Below are 18,568 nucleotides of genomic sequence, written 5' to 3'. Positions count from 1 at the left end.
TTATGAAGGATATGAATATGCAAGAAACAGAATATATTAATGTGTATGGTGCCCGTGTGCACAATTTGAAAGATATTGATGCTGAAATTCCCCGTAACAGTTTGACAGTGATTACCGGATTGAGTGGTAGTGGTAAATCTTCCTTGGCTTTCGATACGATATTTGCCGAGGGACAGCGCCGTTATATCGAGACTTTTTCGGCCTATGCCCGCAACTTTTTGGGGAATCTGGAACGTCCGGATGTCGATAAAATAACAGGGCTGAGTCCGGTTATCTCTATCGAACAGAAAACTACGAATAAAAATCCCCGTTCTACCGTGGGAACAACAACGGAAATATACGATTATCTTCGTCTGCTCTATGCCCGTGCAGGTATTGCTTATTCGTACCTGTCAGGAGAGGAGATGGTGAAATATACGGAAGAACAGATTCTGGATTTAATTCTGAAAGATTATAAAGGAAAGAAAATATACTTGCTCGCGCCCTTGGTTCGCTCACGTAAGGGACATTACAAAGAACTTTTCGAACAGGTGCGAAAGAAAGGATATCTCTATGTACGGATAGACGGCGAACTGCGTGAAGTGACGCACGGCATGAAACTCGATCGTTACAAGAATCATGATATTGAGGTAGTCATTGATAAACTGATAGTAGCCGAGAAAGATGATAAACGCCTGAAACAGAGTGTGGCAACTGCTATGCGCCAAGGTGATGGTTTATTGATGATTCTTGATGCGCAGACAGAAAGTGTCCGTCATTACAGTAAACGCCTGATGTGTCCGGTTACCGGACTGTCTTATCGGGAACCGGCTCCTCATAACTTCTCGTTCAACTCTCCGCAGGGAGCGTGCCCGAAATGTAAAGGATTAGGCGTGGTCAATCAGATTGATGTCGATAAAGTGATTCCCGACCGTGAACTTTCCATCTATGAAGGAGCGATAGCACCTTTGGGAAAATACAAGAATGCCATGATTTTTTGGCAGATCGGTGCTTTGCTGGAGAAGTATGAAGCCACTTTAAAAACTCCGGTGAAGGAATTGTCGGATGATGCGGTTGAAGAAATACTGTATGGTTCGGACGACCGGATCAAGATCAAGAGTTCGCTGATAGGAACTTCTTCTGATTACTTTGTAACCTATGAAGGAGTCGTAAAATATATCCAGATGCTTCAGGAAAAGGATGCTTCTGCTACCGCGCAGAAGTGGGCGGAGCAGTTTGCCCGTACCACTGTTTGTCCGGAATGTAAAGGTGCCCGGTTGAATAAAGAAGCATTGCACTTCCGTATTCATGACAAGAACATCAATGACTTGGCCAATATGGACATCAATGAGCTATATGACTGGTTGATGAACGTAGATCAATTTCTGTCCGATAAACAAAAGAAAATCGCAGCCGAGATTCTGAAAGAAATTCGTACGCGTTTGAAATTCTTGTTGGATGTAGGATTGGATTATTTGGCATTGAACCGTAGCTCGGTCAGCCTGTCCGGTGGTGAAAGTCAGCGTATTCGTCTGGCTACACAGATCGGCTCGCAATTGGTGAATGTGCTTTATATTCTGGATGAACCGAGTATCGGGTTGCACCAGCGTGACAATCTGCGTTTGATCCGCTCGTTGAAAGAGCTTCGTGATATGGGAAACTCGGTTATCGTTGTTGAACACGATAAAGATATGATGCTGGCTGCCGATTATGTGATTGATATGGGGCCTAAAGCCGGTCGTCTGGGTGGGGAGGTAGTCTTCTCGGGAACCCCGTCAGAAATGCTTCAAACCGAAACGATGACTTCGCAGTATCTGAACGGAGAGATGAAAATAGAAGTACCCGCCAAGCGAAGAAAAGGAAATGGAAAATCTATCTGGCTGAAAGGAGCGAAGGGAAATAATCTGAAAAATGTAGATGTTGAATTTCCATTAGGGAAGTTGATTTGTGTGACCGGAGTATCCGGAAGTGGTAAATCGACGTTGATTAATGAGACTTTGCAGCCGATTCTTTCACAGAAATTCTATCGTTCTTTGCAAGATCCTCTGGAATACGATTCTATTGAAGGACTGGAAAACATAGATAAGGTAGTGGACGTGGATCAATCTCCGATTGGTCGTACCCCCCGTTCCAATCCGGCCACTTATACAGGTGTATTTTCCGATATCCGTAACTTGTTCGTAAGCCTTCCGGAAGCTAAGATTCGCGGTTACAAGCCCGGACGCTTCTCTTTTAATGTATCGGGCGGTCGTTGTGAAGCCTGTACCGGAAATGGATACAAGACAATTGAAATGAACTTCTTGCCGGATGTGTATGTGCCTTGTGAGGTTTGCCACGGCAAGCGGTATAATCGCGAAACGCTTGAAGTACGTTTCAAGGGAAAGTCTATTGCTGATGTGCTTGATATGACTATAAACCGTGCTGTCGAATTCTTTGAGAATGTGCCGCAGATTCTGAATAAAATTAAGGTTCTGCAAGACGTCGGATTAGGCTATATCAAATTGGGCCAGTCATCTACTACGCTTTCCGGTGGAGAGAGCCAGCGTGTAAAACTGGCGACAGAATTGTCCAAACGCGATACCGGTAAAACACTTTACATTCTTGACGAACCGACTACCGGACTTCACTTTGAGGATATCCGTGTATTGATGGGGGTACTTAATAAGTTGGTGGACAAAGGTAATACCGTCATTGTAATCGAACATAACCTGGACGTTATCAAGATGGCGGATTATATCATAGACATGGGACCTGAAGGTGGTAAGGGCGGGGGAGTACTCCTTAGCTACGGAACACCGGAAGAGGTTGCGAAGAGCCAGAAAGGTTATACTCCTAAGTTTCTTCGCGAGGAATTAGGACTTTAATATTGAAGTATAAGTGTCGGCTTACTAAAAAGAAACAACAAGATGAAAATCAATAAAACGAATGCGGCGCGTCTGCTGGATAAAGCTAAAATAGCTTATGAACTGATTCCTTATGAAGTTGACGAAAACGATCTGAGTGCCATTCATGTAGCTGCCAGCTTAGGCGAGAATATAGAACAGGTATTTAAGACACTGGTTCTTCACGGTGACAAAAGCGGTTATTTTGTTTGCGTCATTCCGGGTGAGCACGAAGTCGATCTGAAGCTGGCAGCAAAGGCTTCCGGCAATAAAAAGTGTGATCTGATACCGGTGAAAGAACTTCTTCCGCTGACGGGATATATCCGGGGCGGCTGTTCGCCTATTGGCATGAAGAAACATTTTCCTACTTATATTCATGAAACCTGCCGGCAATTTCCGTATATTTATGTAAGTGCCGGTGTACGGGGGCTGCAGATAAAGCTTGCGCCGGGTGATTTAATCCGCGAATCGAGGGCAGAAATTTGCCGTTTATTTGAGGAATAAATCCAAAAAAGTATATATTTGCAGAATATATGTCATTAGAAAAATTATCAATCATTAATTAATAAATTTATATCTATGTTTGACAAACACCCTAAAGGACTGATAGCAGCCGCTTTAGCCAATCTAGGTGAACGCTTTGGCTTCTATACAATGATGGCGATCCTCGTGCTTTTCTTGCAAGCTAAGTTTGGAATGAATGGAAAAGAAGCGGGATTTATTTATTCAACTTTCTATTTTTCCATTTACATTCTTGCTTTGGTTGGAGGTATTATCGCCGATAAGACACGAAACTACAAAGGAACTATTTTCACGGGAATTGTGCTGATGGCAGTGGGATACTTGTTGTTGGCTATTCCATCCAAGACTCCGGTAGACAATAAGACCTTTTATCTGGTCATTACTTGCGCCAGCTTGTTTGTGATTGCATTTGGTAATGGATTATTTAAAGGAAATCTGCAAGCTCTGGTAGGGCAGATGTACGATAATCCTCAATATGCCAGCATGCGTGACTCCGGTTTCTCCTTGTTTTATATGTTCATTAATATCGGTGCAATCTTTGCTCCGTTTGCAGCAGTAGGTGTACGTAACTGGTGGTTGTCTACTTTCGGTTATAATTACGATGCTGATCTTCCTGCATTATGTCACGGTCATTTGGCTGGTACTTTGTCGCCCGAAGCTACTGAAACTTATCATACGTTGGTAGAGAAAGCTTCCAACGCTCCGGTACAGGATTATACAGCTTTTGCATCCGATTACCTGAACGTCTTTACTACAGGTTTCCATTATGCATTTGGAGTAGCTATCATTGCTATGGTCATTTCTTTGACTATCTATTTGCTGAATAAGAGAAACTTCCCCGATCCCAGCAAGAAAGCCGTTGCGTCTTCAGCATCTTCGGCTACTGTAGAAATGAGTATTCAGGAAGTGAAACAACGTATGTATGCCCTGTTCGCAGTGTTCGGAGTTGTTATCTTCTTCTGGTTCTCTTTCCATCAGAATGGTTTGACTTTGACATACTTTGCAAAGGAATACACTGACCTTAACTTGTTTGGTATGCCTATTTCCGCTGAGTTGTTCCAGTCGTTGAATCCGTTCTTTGTTGTTTTCCTGACTCCTGTGATTATGGCAATCTTTGCCAGCCAGCGCAGACGTGGAAAAGAGCCTTCTACTCCTAAGAAGATTGCAATTGGTATGGGTATTGCCGCATTGGCCTTTATCGTAATGGCTGTCGGTTCTTATTTTGCCAATCTGCCTTTGCACAAGGACATTATCGCTGTAGGAACTTCACCGGTGAAAGTGACTCCGTTCTTGTTGATGCTGACTTATCTGATTTTGACGGTAGCTGAATTGTATATTTCTCCGTTGGGAATTTCATTTGTGTCTAAAGTAGCTCCTCCGAAATACCAGGGTATTATGCAGGGAGGCTGGTTAGGTGCGACTGCACTTGGCAATCAGCTGTTGGTGATCGGTGCTATTTTGTATGAATCCATTCCTATCTGGATGACATGGACAGTATTTGTGGTAGCTTGTACTATTTCAATGTTTACCATGATCTTCATGCTGAAATGGCTGGAACGCGTAGCGAAATAAGCCCGCTTGGTAATAAATAAACGAATGCCCCGGAACATTGATTGAATAACAATCCGTTCCGGGGCATTTTGTATATGGTTACCTTACTTTTCAGATATCCAGTCCCATGATATAATCATTCATATAGTACCCGTTGCCAATCGGAAAATCCCCTTCCCGCAATTTTCTCATACCCATCCGTTCATAGAACAGCAAAGCCTTGTTGTTACGGTTCACGTTAAGCTCCATTAAGCAAGGTTCTGGATGCACCTCCTTGATATATCTGACAGCCTCTCTGAATAAAAAACTACCGCAGTGTGCGCCTTGAAAATGGGGGAGGACATAGATTTTCTGCAGATGGAATACATTCTCTTCCTGTTGCTGTACGGAGACATAGCCACAGGGCTCATCCCCTTCATACGCAATAAAATAAACATGACCTTCTTCTTCCATTTGTTTCCGGATATTTTCGGGAGAGTACATCCAGTCCATCATATAGTCCAGTTGTTCGGGAGATAAGATCTCTTGGTAAGTGGCGGGAAATACTTCACCGGCCATTTGGTTGATCAGACCGCAATCATCTATCCCTGCTTTTCGAATAGTAAACATACGTATTTTCTTTTTTGTGGTTTTATGAGCTGCAAATATAGCTATTATTTCTTTTTATAATAAGGAGAAAACTTCTTAATGAATTAATTATTATTAAATTATAGTACTTTGCAATGCAAGGTACTAAAGTAATGCATATATTTGTCCTGTCAAAAAGAAAAATAACAATGAATGTAGACAATGTAAAATCTCAGATGAGAAAAGGCATGTTAGAGTATTGCATCATGCTTTTACTGCACAAAGAGCCGGCTTATGCTTCTGATATTATTCAGAAGTTGAAAGAGGCGCAGCTGATTGTGGTGGAAGGTACCTTATATCCATTGCTGACACGTTTGAAGAATGACGATTTGTTGAGTTATGAATGGGTAGAATCCACGCAGGGACCTCCTCGCAAGTATTATAAGCTCACAGAAAAAGGAGAGGCCTTTTTAGGCGAGCTTGAGATATCCTGGAAGGAACTGAACGAAACCGTGAATCATATTGCTAGTAGATAATTCGATAAAGAAGAAATAATAATGAAAAAAACATTGACTGTAAATTTGGGAGGAACTGTCTATCATATAGATGATGATGCCTACCGCTTGCTGGACGACTATCTGGCCAACCTGAAACATTTTTTTCGCAAACAGGAGGGGGCGGAAGAGATTGTGAATGATATCGAGATTCGTATTGCCGAGCTGTTTGCCGAGAAAGTGTCCGCAGGGAAGCAAGTCATTACCATTGCCGATGTGGAAGAAATAATTGCCCGGGTAGGCAAGCCGGAAGATTTTGGTGTATCTGATGACGAATCCGAACCGCATAAGAAGGAACAGACAGCTTCTTCCGGTCAGGGATATACACGGACCACTACAGCCCGTCGCCTGTTCCGTGATCCGGATAATAAGTTGCTTGGAGGAGTAGCTTCCGGACTGGCTGCTTATTTTGACTGGGATATCACGCTGGTGCGTATCCTGATGATCGTATTATTGTTTGTTCCCTATTGCCCGATGATTATCCTTTATATTATAGGATGGATTATCATTCCCGAAGCACGTACGGCAGCTGAGAAACTGAGTATGCGTGGCGAAGCGGTAACTATAGAAAATATAGGCAAAACGGTGACGGACGGATTTGAACGGGTTGCCGACGGGGTCAATAACTTTGTGAACTCGGACAAACCGCGTACCTTTCTGCAGAAAGTAGGAGATGTATTTGTGACGATCGCCGCTATCATTCTTAAGATATTCCTGGTAGCTCTTGTCATCATTTGCTGTCCGGTATTGTTCGTGCTCGCTGTGGTGATAGTAGCTCTTGTGTTTGCGGTGATTGCTGCGCTTGTTGGTGGCGGAGCTCTGCTTTATGAAATGCTTCCGGCTATTGACTGGACGCCCATAGCTACCATATCTCCTGTGATGACATTGCTTGGCACCATTTCAGGAATTGCACTCATTGCCATTCCATTAGGAGCTTTTCTGTACACCATAATGCGTCAGTTGTTCCATTGGTCACCGATGGGGACCGGCTTGAAATGGTCACTGTTTATCCTATGGGTATTGGGACTGGTCATCGTGATTATCAATTTGTCAGCTCTCGGATGGCAGTTGCCGTTGTATGGACTGCATTGCTTTTAATATAAGATCGTTCTATTAAAAAAGAATAATATTTATTCTTTTTCTGAGAAATGTGCCCCGATAGTGTGTCCGGGGTACATTTTTTGTTTGTCCCTCTTTGTAAATCGAGATTTTTAATTAAGTTTGTGAGGACTTATTCAATAGATAAAGAAAATGGGTGAACATATATGTTTCAGGAGAAACGAACGTTTGGCTACCGTCAATCCTTATTGGAGAGGAAATCCGATGGTACGCGGACGTTTTTTTAACAGGCAGCACCGTTTCCGCCCCGGTATGGGAAGTGTGTTGAAATGGCGGTTGTCCCCCAATCCTCAGCGGAAAGAAAAGAAAACGGTGAAGTGGGACCCGAAAGTCTGTTACCTTCGTTCGCTGGATGCTGTGGTGGGAGATTCTTTAATATGGCTGGGACATAATTCCTTCTTCCTTCAGCTGGCAGGTAAAAGAATCATGTTCGATCCGGTTTTCGGCAATATCCCTTTTGTGAAACGACAGAGTGAGTTTCCTGCCAATCCCGACATTTTTACAGAAATTGATTACCTGCTTATCAGTCATGACCATTTTGATCATTTGGACAAGCAAAGTATCACCCGTTTGCTGAATAATAATCCGCAGATGAAACTGTTTTGCGGTTTGGGAACCGGAGAACTGATAAAGAGCTGGTTTCCGGAAATGAGAGTGATCGAGGCCGGCTGGTATCAGCAACTGGAAGATGAAGGGCTGAAAATAACTTTCTTGCCGGCACAGCATTGGAGCAAACGTTCCGTACGTGATGGAGGGCAGCGATTGTGGGGAGCTTTCATGCTGCAGGGGAATGGTGTTTCTCTCTATTATAGCGGAGACACAGGGTATTCTACCCATTTTAGGGAAATCCCGGATCTGTTCGGAGCTCCGGACTATGCCTTGTTGGGTATTGGTGCATATAAACCCCGTTGGTTCATGCGTCCCAATCATATTTCCCCTTATGAATCACTGACTGCCTCCGAAGAGATGCATGCAGGAATAACCATTCCGATGCACTACGGTACATTTGATTTGTCTGATGAACCCTTGCATGATCCGCCTAAAGTATTTGCGGCAGAAGCAAAGAAAAGAAAGATTCGTGTGGAAATCCCTTATCTGGGAGAAATCGTAAAACTGAGTAAAAGAAAGTAATTATAAAATAAACTGAGAGATGAAGAAGTTAGAAGTAAAAGACCTGAAAGAAAATTTCTTTGAGGCGATTGGCAAAGAATGGATGTTGGTTACTGCCGGCACCAAAGAGAAATTCAATACAATGACTGCCAGTTGGGGTGGTATTGGCTGGCTTTGGAATAAGCCCGTTGCTTTTGTTTTTGTCCGCCCCGAACGATATACGTATGAGTTCATCGAGAAAAGTGATTATCTGACACTTTCTTTTTTGGGCGAAGCAAATAAGAAGATTCATGCGGTCTGTGGCTCAAAGTCCGGTCGTGATACGGATAAGGTGAAAGCAACCGGATTGAAGCCGGTCTTCACAGAACAGGGGAATGTGCTTTTCGAACAAGCCCGTCTAAGTTTGGAATGCAAGAAGCTCTATACAGATACTATTAAACCCGAATGTTTCTTGGATAAAGAGTCCTTGGAAAAATGGTATGACGATGCTCATGGAGGTTTTCATAAAATGTATATAGTAGAAATCGAAAATATTTGGGAGGGAGATTAATTCTCCCTTTTTTTATTTTTTATCGGTAAAGCTTTGATAAGTGATATAAATATTATACATTTGCCTTAAACTAAACTATTGTAACACAACTAAAACTAAGCGTTATGAAAACAAAAATGTTCTTTCTTGCAGGTATCTGTGCTGCACTCGCAGCTTGTAGTAGTGATTCGGATGATGTGTCTTCTTCTCCATCCAATACTCCGGCGATATTAGAGGTTGTTTCCTATAAGTTTGTGCAGGAGGAAACGGATGTAGTAGAGCGGGTTGAATATCCTGTAGTAGTCTTGCAACATAAAGTAAATGATAAAGATGAACCTCTTCCAATGATATATGCATGGGATGTGGAAGAGGAAGAGAACTCTTTATTTGTATTGACTGAAGGTTCTTTGCCTGTTAATGCTGAAAATTTGGCGGATTTGAAGATTCCTGTTCCTTTCATTGATGCTGGAGGTAAGCTTTTTATAGACGGAACGGGTGCGAAGACTCCGTTGATTTTTGGAGAAACATTAAAAGTAAAGAATGGATCACGTTCTATTGGAAATGTAAAGTATGAGATACCTCCCTATTCAACTTATGAGTTAACAAAACAAGAATGTGGATATCGATGTACCTTAACTTTTTATTTGGTACTGAAGGCCGTAAATAAAGGGGAAGAATACCATTTAAAAGGCAGATGGACTGGAGAACAATTAAGGGAGCAAAAAATGGGATTAATTGATTTATCAGACGAAAAAGGTGCTGAAAAAACTGTTTTAATGGAGGCTCCGATTGAGCTATTTGAAAAGGATTATGAAACAGGTCTAGATTGAATCATAGACCTTATCTAAGTATATAGTAGCAATCGAAAATATATATCATGAGTAAAGTCTAGCGGATTTTAGATGTAATGCAGAAGGCTCTGAACTCAATTTGATTTGAGAACAGAGCCTTCATTATTTGTCTTATATCAAAGATTTATTTTGCAGGAGCCTTCAGCCACTTATCCAGCCACTCAAAGAAAGTGCGTTGCCACAAGACGCCATTCTGTGGTTTCAGTACCCAGTGGTTTTCATCCGGATAAATCAGCAACTCTGCAGGTACACCACGCATTACAGCGGCATCAAATGCAGCCATAGCCTGATTAGCCAAAATACGGAAATCTTTTTCTCCATGAATACAGAGAATCGGAGTATCCCATTTTTCCACGAAGAGGTGAGGGGAGTTGGCGAAAGTACGTTGTGCTATCGGATTCTGTTTTTCCCAGTACGCGCCGCCCATATCCCAGTTGGCAAACCATTTCTCTTCTGTTTCCAGATACTGCATTTCCATATTGAAGATTCCGTCATGAGCGATAAATGCCTTGAAACGTTTGTCGTGATGACCGGCTAACCAATATACGGAGAATCCTCCGAAACTTGCGCCCACACATCCCAGACGATCTTTATCTACATACGATTCTTTTGCCATCTCGTCGATAGCAGTGAAATAGTCTTTCATACACTGACCACCATAATCACCACTGATCTGTTCGTTCCATTCCACTCCGAATCCCGGTAATCCGCGACGGTTCGGGGCTACGATGATATAGTCGTTGGCAGCCATAATCTGGAAGTTCCAGCGATAAGACCAGAACTGGCTTACCGGACTTTGAGGACCACCTTCACAGAACAGCAATGTCGGATATTTCTTGTTCGGATCGAACTGGGGAGGATAGATCACCCATGTCAACATATCCTTGCCATCCGTCGTTTTCATCCAGCGACCTTCTACCTTGCCCATTTCCAGCTGATCATAAATCTCCTTGTTCTCCTGTGTCAGTTGAGTGGCAGAACCATCCAATGCTACCGCATAGATCTCATCACCCATACTCATCGAATGACGTTTGGCAATCAGTTTGTCACCGAAGAGTGCTACCCCTTCATAATCATACATACCCGAAGTAATCGCCTTTACAGAATCATTCGTCAGGTCAAGAGAATAAATCTGAGTTTCTCCGTGCCATACACCTGTAAAATAGATGGTCTTGGCATCGTTGCCCCAGACAAACGCATCCACATTAGACTCAAATGCTTTGCTGACAAAACGCTTCTCTCCGGTTTCCAGATTCATGATAAACAAACGGTTCAGATCAGCTTCGTATCCATCGCGCTCCATGCTTTGCCATGCAATGTACTTGCCATCCGGAGAGTATTGCGGATTGGTGTCATACCCCTTGTTTTCTTCGGTGATATTATCCGTTTTCTTTGTATTCAGATCATACACATAAATATCCGAATTGGTAGAAACAGCATATTCCAGCCCTGTTTTCTTGCGACAGGTATAAGCCACTTTGTCCGAAGTCGTATTCCAAGCCAGCTGCTCAATGCCGCCCCAAGGTTTCATCGGACTTTCGTATGGTTCTCCTTCCAGTATATCCACGATATTGGAAATACCGTTACCGTCAAAGTCTGCCACGAAAGGATGCGGAGCAGTTGTCACCCATTCATCCCAGTGCTTATACATCAGGTCGGTGACAATAATACCTGTAGCTTTCGGCAGATCCGGATATTTATCGGCAGTGCTTTCTTTGGTTTTCACTTGCGAGATGAACAGTAGTTTCTTGCCGTCCGGTGAGATAGAATAACCCTCGATGTCACCGTCGTAGTTGGTCAGTTGTTTACGGCCGCTACCGTCCGGATTCATTTCATATAGTTGGCTGCTTCCGTTGTCGTTGCTCAGGAAAGCCAGCTTCGATCCTCCTTTTATCCAGGTCACCTCATTCTCCTGATAAGGAGTGCGGGTGATTTGCCGGTTATCGCTGCCGTCCGCGTTCATGACGAAAACTTCGCGATTACTCTTGTTCTCCGGTACACTGTAGTATGCTACCGTATACGCAATTTTCTTTCCGTCGGGCGATACCGCCAGTCCTCCGATACGTCCCATTGCCCAAAGGGCTTCAGGCGTCATACGCTTCCCTTCGATCTTAATATCGGATTTTTCGATAAGCACCTGATCCGTTTTGCCCGCGTCTTTTGTTCCGCCGCAGGCAGCTAACAACATTGCTGCCGACATCATAAATAGATTTGCTTGTCTCATATTTTATAAAAATGTTTATTTTCTTGCGAAGATAATGAAAAAAGGATTTAAATCTGCTTTTTCTGCCAGTTTCCTTTCTTCATATACCAGTAGCAGAAGAGGAGGATAAAGATTCCATACACACTTTCTGTTGTCCAGGCAAACGCAATGTCCATTTTAAGGTAAAGAATAAAATAAGTAGCGTAAGCTACATAAATTGTCAGTACACAAAGTTCCATGGCCAGTGCCGTGCGTGTGTTACCTGTTCCCGATACCGACTGGAAATACACATTGGCTGGTACCAGCACTACATAGGCTGCGCATAACACCCATAAAGAAGGGATGGACGCATCCCTCAAATCGGGCATATCCGTGTATATGCGCAGAATCAGGTCGGGAAACAGACAGAAGAATATCAATATCGGCAGTACGAACACATATCCGATACGGATGTGCTGATTGATGGTTCCCCGTACACAATCTTTTTCGCCCGCACCGATAAGGTTGCTGACCAGAGATCCGCAGGTTGCAGCAAAAGCCATGGCGATCATAAACGGGATACCCGACACATTCCGGATAATGTTCGCGATAGCCAATGACCGTTCTCCCAGGTGTTCCACGAACAGGAAGAACATAAACCAGGTAGATAAAGAAACGAAGTTCTGAATCATTGTCCACACGGAGACATTGAGAATCCGCTTCAATGTCCGGCTTTGGAATTTCGGCAGGATATTCAGTGCATACTTCTTGCAGTCGATCCGCTTCCAGGTATAGATGATAAAGAAAATCACCGATACCAGCTCGGTGAGGGATGAACCGATGGCTGCACCGGCAATGCCCAGTTGTGGGAAACCGAACTTACCGAAAATCAGGATATAGTTGAATACCACGTTAGAAAGCACCATCACGATGGAGTTCAGCGTCAGCGTCTTGGTCTGTGTCGTACCGACAAAGAAGGCACGGAACATCACTCCGACAAATGAGAAAAAGAACCCGTACACCCGCCAATGAATATAACTTTCCGCAGCATCATAAATGTGAGGGGACGAAATGATATTCTTTAAAATAAATGGCGAGAATACGATGGAAAGTGTAAACAGAATCGCAGCAACCACTACCAGGAAATAAATCCCCTGATAGAAAATCGGTCCGATTTCCTTGTAGTTTCCTTCCCCGTTGCGACGGGCGATCAATATCTGTGCTCCTACGCTGAATCCGAATGCCATCATGAAAATAGCCAGGTAGTAAACCCCGGCGATGGCGGATGCCCCTAATTCAATTTCCCCGACACGTCCAAGAAAGGCCGTGTCCGTCATGCCGATCAGCTGCTCCATAATCAGGCTGATCAGAATAGGGTAGGCGATCGTCCAGATTTGTTTATAAGTATATTTGGTCTTCATATTAAGTTTGTTTTTTAGAGAAAGAAAGCCGGACAAACCCCTTTCGGTTGCCCGGCTTTCTCAGAATATATCTTCGGATAATTTCTTATCGTTTATTCTGTTTTTGCTGCTGTAACTGTTCCTGTTGCTTTTGCATAGCTTCCAGGCGTGCAGCAAATCCGGTCTTTTTCATTTGTTTCGGGTCTTTTTTCTTAGCTTCCAGAATAGCCAGTAATTTTGTTTCGTCTGTAGTTTTACGCAACAAAATCATGGTTCCTACACTAATCAGTGTTGACACGAAATAATAATAGTTCAATCCCGAAGGATAGTCGTTCAGTACGAACAGGAACATAATCGGCATCAGATACATCATCCATTTCATCGCAGCCATTTGCGGTTGTGCTCCTGTATCCTGCATCGTCATTGTATACTTTGTGTTCAGGATGTTGGTTACCGTCATCAGCAAGCAGAACAAGCTGAGATGGTTGCCCAGGAACGGGATATGGAACGGGAATGTGATGAACGCGTCGTAAGTGGACAAGTCGTCCGCCCACAAGAAGCTCTGCTGACGTAACTCGATAGCGCTCGGTACGAACATGAACAATGCCATCAAGATCGGGAACTGCAATAACATTGGCAGACAACCGCCCATCGGGCTCACGCCATACTGGCTGTAAAGGCTCATCACCTCCTGCTGTTTCTTCATCGCATCTTCCTGCTTCGGATACTTCTTGTTGATCTCGTCGATTTTCGGTTTCAATACACGCATCTTGGCAGAAGACATGTATGTTTTCCAGGTAGCAGGGTAAACTACCACCTTCACCATAATTGTCAGAATCAACAGTACGATACCCATGCTCAAGCCCCAGCCCGACAGCCAGTCGAATACGTTGATCGTGATAAACTGGTTGATCCAGCGGATTAACGGCCAGCCCAGATATACCAGTCTGTTAAGTTCCCATTTCTCTGTACGTCCTTTGTCCAGTGCCTTCAAGGTCTTGAAGTGGTTCGGGCCAAAGTAGAAGTACATTTCTGTCGGTTGTTTTCCGCTCGGATCGAAGAAGGTACTCATTTCTGCAGAATAATCCTTGATATATCCGCTTCCTTGTTGTTCCATTCTTGACTTCACAGAAACCTTGTTGAAGTCCTGGTCTGCAATGAATACAGAAGAGAAGAACTGGTTTTTGAATGCTACCCAGTCTATCGCTGTATTGCCCAGATCCTTTTCGTCATCCTTGGCAGCCGACAGATTATCTACATTGTCACCTTTTACCTTATAAGTCAGCTCTGAGAGGCGGTTTTCGTAAGTGAATCCCTTTTCCAGCTGGCGTGCACGCTGTGTCCAGTCGATGTCTACATACTCCGTACTGGCCAGTTTGCCTTCCATGCCTGTTGCTTTGATTTCAAAGTTCATCAGGTAGCTGTTCGGTTTCAGCGTATAGATAAAATCGATGTAGCTGGCGTTGTCCGCAGCCAGACGCATAGTTACGCTGCTGTCTGTCTTATTGACAGCTTCGAAGTAATAGTCCTTTGTCTGGATGGCTCCTTGCTTGTTGTAGAAGTTGAAACTCATGGTAGCATCATCACCGTCGAACAGTACGACAGGGTTTGTCTTGTCCTGTCCTTTGTATTCTTTCAGCATAGCCGAATATACCCGTCCGCCTTTCGTAGTGAAAGTGATTTCCGCTACGCTGTTCTGGATGCTTACTTTGGAATCAGTTCCATGCATCGCGTTGAAAAACAGGGCAGAAGAATCTGCTGCGGCCGCTGCACCTTTGTTTTCATTGGCGAGTGCGGCTTCTGTTTTTGCTTTCAGCGCTTCCTGCTGCTGTTGCACCACGGCAATAGAATCGTAGTATTTCTTCTGCGCAGCTATCTGCTCCTCGCTTGGACGGCTCAGATAACTGAATCCTACCAATAATATACCTATTAAAACGAGACCTGTAATGGTGTTTTTATCCATTCCTATTAATTATGAATTATAAATTTTTGAATAATAAATTGTCAATTGCCAACTGTCAATTGTCAATTCTTCTCGTTCTCGATGGCTGCCTTCACGAAAGCCACAAACAACGGATGCGGGTTCAATACCGTACTGCTGTATTCCGGATGGAACTGAGTGCCGATAAACCACTTCAATGCCGGGATCTCAACGATTTCCACCAGATCCGATTCGGGGTTGATACCCACGCATTTCATACCGGCAGCTTCGTATTGAGCCTTATAGTCATTGTTGAACTCATAGCGATGGCGGTGACGTTCCTGAATATGTTCTTCGCCGTAAGCAAGGTATGCTTTTGATCCTTTCTGAAGCACACATTCGTAAGCGCCCAGACGCATCGTACCTCCCATATTGGTGATCGCTTTCTGTTCCTCCATGATGTCGATCACGTTGTGCGGAGTCTTTTCATCCATTTCGCGTGAGTCGGCATCGGCATATCCCAATACGTTGCGGGCAAATTCGATAGCGATACATTGCATACCCAGACAGATACCGAAAGTCGGTATATCATGTGTACGTGTATATTTGATGGCAACGAACTTACCGTCGATACCACGCTGACCGAATCCCGGACCGATCATCACGCCTGCCATGCCTTTCAAGGCTTCGGCTACGTTCTCATCTGTCAGTTTTTCGCTGTTCACAAAGTGAACCTCCACTTTGCGGTCGTTGTAAGTACCTGCCTGTGACAATGCTTCACGGATTGACTTGTAAGCATCCTGCAAGTCATATTTACCTACCAATGCGATGTTGATGGGTTCTTTCGTTTCAGCAGCATGGCGGCGTTCCAGGAATTTACGCCACGGACCTAGTCCCGGAGTTTCTCCTACGGGCAGCCCCATCTTTTCAAGGATTGTGCTGTCCAGTCCCTGTGCCTGCATCAGGAGAGGTACTTCATAAATTGTTTCTGCGTCGATAGACTGCACGACAGCCTTGTCATCCACATTACAGAATTGAGCTACTTTTTTGCGGAGTCCGTCGCTCAGCGGGTGTTCGGCACGAAGCACCAATACGTCCGGCTGAATTCCTACGCTCTGGAGTTCCTTGACAGAATGCTGTGTCGGTTTGGTTTTCAGCTCTCCGGCAGCGGCAAGATAAGGCACATATGTCAGGTGTACGCAAAGAGCGTTCTTACCCAACTCCCATTTCAACTGGCGGATACTTTCGAGGTAGGGGAGTGATTCGATATCACCTACCGTACCACCGATTTCGGTAATTACAAAATCGAACTTGTATTTGTTACCGAGCAATTTTACGTTCCGTTTGATTTCATCCGTGATATGAGGAATCACCTGAATCGTCTTACCCAGATAGTCTCCACGGCGTTCTTTGTCAATAACACTTTTGTAGATACGTCCCGTAGTGATGTTGTTAGCCTTTGTAGTCTGAATACCCAGGAAACGTTCGTAGTGTCCCAGGTCAAGATCGGCTTCATGGCCGTCTACGGTCACATAGCATTCTCCATGCTCATAAGGATTCAATGTTCCCGGGTCGATGTTGATATACGGGTCAAACTTCTGGATGGTTACATTGTAACCTCTTGCTTGCAGCAATTTACCGATGGAGGATGAGATGATCCCTTTTCCTAAAGAAGAGGCAACACCACCGGTGACGAAAATATACTTTGTTTCTCCCACAGCTATAACTGTTTTAATTATTTTTACTTAGTAGTTTCTTACGAACTTAAAAAGCGCAAAATTATAAAAAAAAGGGGAAGAATGCAGACTTTCCCCTCTACAATTTTATTAAAAAATGCAATTTTGAAAGATTCCTATGTTTTCTAAACAAAATAATGTAGATTTGCACCAAATTAGGAATATTATGAGAAGAGAGTTATTATCATTCGTAGTTTTTACCTCGACTTTATCTTTATCGCTTTCAGCACAGACCGCCACTCAACCTTCTACCGTAGTGGCAAAAGCGAAAATTGTGAAGGCAGACACGCTTTCGTCAGAACTTCAGAAGTATTTAATGCTTAAATTGAATCTGTCCGGAGAAACTCCTAAATTGGACACTGTATCAATCTTATATAATAAGTATATCGGTCAGTTGGACTACCTGAATGACCCGTCTGTACCGGAACGTTATATTCCGTCCGATCCTGACTATTTTCGTCTGTTTACTCCGTTAGCCTATTATTATGCTCCGATGGCGCAGTATTCAAAGGTGGATTGGAAACCGGTACAGTTTGACTCTTTGCCCGACAACTTGAAAAAGTTGACAGCGGAACTTCTTCCTTATGATACTTTGGCATATACGAAGTCCGAGCGTGCCAATCAATCGGTCAATAAAGCACTGATGGCTCTTTATCTCAATCATCCGGAATTGGTTGTCACCACGGAAAACCGTATCATGAGCCGTGATGTCTTCCGTAGGGATGTGAAACCGAAGATTTCTCCGAAGGCATCTGTTGTCCATCTTTTCCAGCCGGAAGAAATGAGCAACGATGTAGGCAAGGCAAAAATGAAAATCAGCCGTCCTAACTGGTGGGTTACCGGAGGTAACGGTTCTTTGCAAATCAGCCAGAACCACCTTTCTGAGAACTGGTACAAGGGAGGAGAAAGTAACTTTGCCGGTCTGGCTACCTTGCAGCTTTATGCCAATTACAATGATAATGAGAAAGTCCTTTTCGAAAATCAGTTGGAGGCTAAACTGGGTATGACATCCACACCGTCGGATAAATTCCATGATTACCTGATTAATACCGACCAGTTCCGTCTGTACAATAAGTTAGGATTAAGAGCGTTAAAGAACTGGTACTATACTATTTCTTCCGAGTTTAAGACTCAGTTCTGCCACGGTTACAAAGCCAATAGCGAAGAACTTGTTTCCGCATTCCTGTCTCCGGCGGATTTGGCAGTCAGTATCGGTATGGACTACAAATTGAATAAGCAGAAATTCAATCTTTCTGTTTTCATCGGTCCGCTGACTTATAACTTGCGATATATCGACAATTCGGAAGTAGATGAAACCAAGTTCGGTCTGGAGAAAGGCAAATGCTCTAAAAACGACTTCGGTTCTCAGTTGCAGTCAACGTTCAACTGGAAAATCATTTCGGCTGTTTCGCTGGAATCCCGTCTGAACTATCTGACCAATTACGAATGGGTACGTGTGGAGTGGGAGAATACATTCAACTTTGTTTTGAACCGCTATCTTTCTACTAAACTTTACGTACACGCCCGTTTTGACGACAGTTCAAAACCAACCGTTGAAAATGGCAGCTTCTTCCAGCTGAAGGAATTGCTGAGCTTCGGTATTAACTATAAGTGGTAATTTTTTTAGGCACGGATTACACAGATTTCACGGTTTCAGGAATTGAG

The 18,568-nt window shown here is 43.7% G+C and carries 14 protein-coding genes; 9 read left to right on the top strand and 5 right to left on the bottom strand.

The window, feature by feature from the left end; all coding sequences use genetic code 11:
* Positions 1-17 precede the first annotated feature (17 nt).
* From uvrA to NBH01_RS20885, 3 genes are all read left to right on the top strand, one after another.
* Complete coding sequence (gene uvrA, locus NBH01_RS20895) at positions 18-2,843, top strand: excinuclease ABC subunit UvrA (RefSeq protein ID WP_032813763.1); 2,826 nt, start codon at positions 18-20, stop codon at positions 2,841-2,843.
* Positions 2,844-2,885: 42 nt separating this feature from the next.
* Positions 2,886-3,365: a Cys-tRNA(Pro) deacylase gene (gene ybaK, locus NBH01_RS20890; protein ID WP_008763164.1), complete on the top strand. Its 480-nt coding sequence runs from the start codon at positions 2,886-2,888 to the stop codon at positions 3,363-3,365.
* A 75-nt stretch (positions 3,366-3,440) separates the two neighbouring features.
* Entirely contained in the window at positions 3,441-4,955 is a 1,515-nt protein-coding gene (locus NBH01_RS20885; RefSeq protein ID WP_118201943.1) for a peptide MFS transporter, read from the top strand.
* A gap of 90 nt (positions 4,956-5,045) precedes the next feature.
* Here the strand turns inward: NBH01_RS20885 and NBH01_RS20880 are convergent, their stop codons facing one another.
* Entirely contained in the window at positions 5,046-5,543 is a 498-nt protein-coding gene (locus NBH01_RS20880; protein ID WP_250698744.1) for a GNAT family N-acetyltransferase, read from the bottom strand.
* 167 nt (positions 5,544-5,710) lie between these two features.
* Here NBH01_RS20880 and NBH01_RS20875 point away from each other — a divergent pair, with 167 nt between their 5' ends.
* The 5 genes from NBH01_RS20875 to NBH01_RS20855 all read left to right on the top strand — a co-directional run bounded on the left by NBH01_RS20875 (position 5,711) and on the right by NBH01_RS20855 (position 9,643).
* Positions 5,711-6,037: a PadR family transcriptional regulator gene (locus NBH01_RS20875; RefSeq protein ID WP_032813353.1), complete on the top strand. Its 327-nt coding sequence runs from the start codon at positions 5,711-5,713 to the stop codon at positions 6,035-6,037.
* 21 nt (positions 6,038-6,058) lie between these two features.
* Complete coding sequence (locus NBH01_RS20870; protein ID WP_022471437.1) at positions 6,059-7,153, top strand: PspC domain-containing protein; 1,095 nt, start codon at positions 6,059-6,061, stop codon at positions 7,151-7,153.
* 153 nt (positions 7,154-7,306) lie between these two features.
* Positions 7,307-8,305 (top strand): MBL fold metallo-hydrolase, encoded by a 999-nt coding sequence (locus NBH01_RS20865; protein ID WP_008765092.1) that lies wholly within the window; start codon positions 7,307-7,309, stop codon positions 8,303-8,305.
* Positions 8,306-8,324: 19 nt separating this feature from the next.
* The gene (locus NBH01_RS20860; RefSeq protein WP_008765093.1) at positions 8,325-8,834 is read left to right on the top strand and encodes a flavin reductase; all 510 of its coding nucleotides are present in this window, start codon (positions 8,325-8,327) and stop codon (positions 8,832-8,834) included.
* 104 nt (positions 8,835-8,938) lie between these two features.
* Positions 8,939-9,643, top strand: a complete 705-nt coding sequence (locus NBH01_RS20855) for a hypothetical protein (protein ID WP_172681272.1) — start codon at positions 8,939-8,941, stop codon at positions 9,641-9,643.
* Between the two features lie 145 nt (positions 9,644-9,788).
* On the opposite strand, the gene dpp5 is transcribed toward NBH01_RS20855, so the two are convergent.
* The 4 genes from dpp5 to pyrG form a co-directional block, all read right to left on the bottom strand.
* Positions 9,789-11,888: a dipeptidyl-peptidase Dpp5 gene (dpp5, locus tag NBH01_RS20850; protein WP_011107338.1), complete on the bottom strand. Its 2,100-nt coding sequence runs from the start codon at positions 11,886-11,888 to the stop codon at positions 9,789-9,791.
* Positions 11,889-11,935: 47 nt separating this feature from the next.
* A complete protein-coding gene (gene bexA, locus NBH01_RS20845; RefSeq protein ID WP_250700270.1) occupies positions 11,936-13,267 on the bottom strand; it encodes a multidrug efflux MATE transporter BexA in 1,332 nt (443 codons plus the stop codon).
* A gap of 85 nt (positions 13,268-13,352) precedes the next feature.
* Positions 13,353-15,209, bottom strand: a complete 1,857-nt coding sequence (gene yidC, locus NBH01_RS20840) for a membrane protein insertase YidC (RefSeq protein ID WP_008763174.1) — start codon at positions 15,207-15,209, stop codon at positions 13,353-13,355.
* Between the two features lie 62 nt (positions 15,210-15,271).
* On the bottom strand, positions 15,272-16,885 hold the full coding sequence (gene pyrG / locus NBH01_RS20835) for a CTP synthase (RefSeq protein ID WP_008763175.1): 1,614 nt from the start codon (positions 16,883-16,885) through the stop codon (positions 15,272-15,274).
* Positions 16,886-17,069: 184 nt separating this feature from the next.
* Between pyrG and NBH01_RS20830 the strand changes: the two genes are divergently transcribed.
* A complete protein-coding gene (locus tag NBH01_RS20830; RefSeq protein ID WP_011107340.1) occupies positions 17,070-18,521 on the top strand; it encodes a DUF3078 domain-containing protein in 1,452 nt (483 codons plus the stop codon).
* Positions 18,522-18,568: the final 47 nt, after the last annotated feature.

It is taken from the genome of Bacteroides sp. B1-V-101, assembly GCF_023656585.1.
Taxonomy (GTDB): domain Bacteria; phylum Bacteroidota; class Bacteroidia; order Bacteroidales; family Bacteroidaceae; genus Bacteroides; species Bacteroides thetaiotaomicron.
This window is presented reverse-complemented; position numbering and strand designations above follow the sequence as displayed.

Coding starts and splice junctions, on each gene's coding strand:
- uvrA (WP_032813763.1), top strand. CDS start 18: ATGCAAGAAACAGAATATATTAATGTGTATGGTGCCCGTGTGCACAAT.
- ybaK (WP_008763164.1), top strand. CDS start 2,886: ATGAAAATCAATAAAACGAATGCGGCGCGTCTGCTGGATAAAGCTAAA.
- NBH01_RS20885 (WP_118201943.1), top strand. CDS start 3,441: ATGTTTGACAAACACCCTAAAGGACTGATAGCAGCCGCTTTAGCCAAT.
- NBH01_RS20880 (WP_250698744.1), bottom strand. CDS start 5,543: ATGTTTACTATTCGAAAAGCAGGGATAGATGATTGCGGTCTGATCAAC.
- NBH01_RS20875 (WP_032813353.1), top strand. CDS start 5,711: ATGAATGTAGACAATGTAAAATCTCAGATGAGAAAAGGCATGTTAGAG.
- NBH01_RS20870 (WP_022471437.1), top strand. CDS start 6,059: ATGAAAAAAACATTGACTGTAAATTTGGGAGGAACTGTCTATCATATA.
- NBH01_RS20865 (WP_008765092.1), top strand. CDS start 7,307: ATGGGTGAACATATATGTTTCAGGAGAAACGAACGTTTGGCTACCGTC.
- NBH01_RS20860 (WP_008765093.1), top strand. CDS start 8,325: ATGAAGAAGTTAGAAGTAAAAGACCTGAAAGAAAATTTCTTTGAGGCG.
- NBH01_RS20855 (WP_172681272.1), top strand. CDS start 8,939: ATGAAAACAAAAATGTTCTTTCTTGCAGGTATCTGTGCTGCACTCGCA.
- dpp5 (WP_011107338.1), bottom strand. CDS start 11,888: ATGAGACAAGCAAATCTATTTATGATGTCGGCAGCAATGTTGTTAGCT.
- bexA (WP_250700270.1), bottom strand. CDS start 13,267: ATGAAGACCAAATATACTTATAAACAAATCTGGACGATCGCCTACCCT.
- yidC (WP_008763174.1), bottom strand. CDS start 15,209: ATGGATAAAAACACCATTACAGGTCTCGTTTTAATAGGTATATTATTG.
- NBH01_RS20830 (WP_011107340.1), top strand. CDS start 17,070: ATGAGAAGAGAGTTATTATCATTCGTAGTTTTTACCTCGACTTTATCT.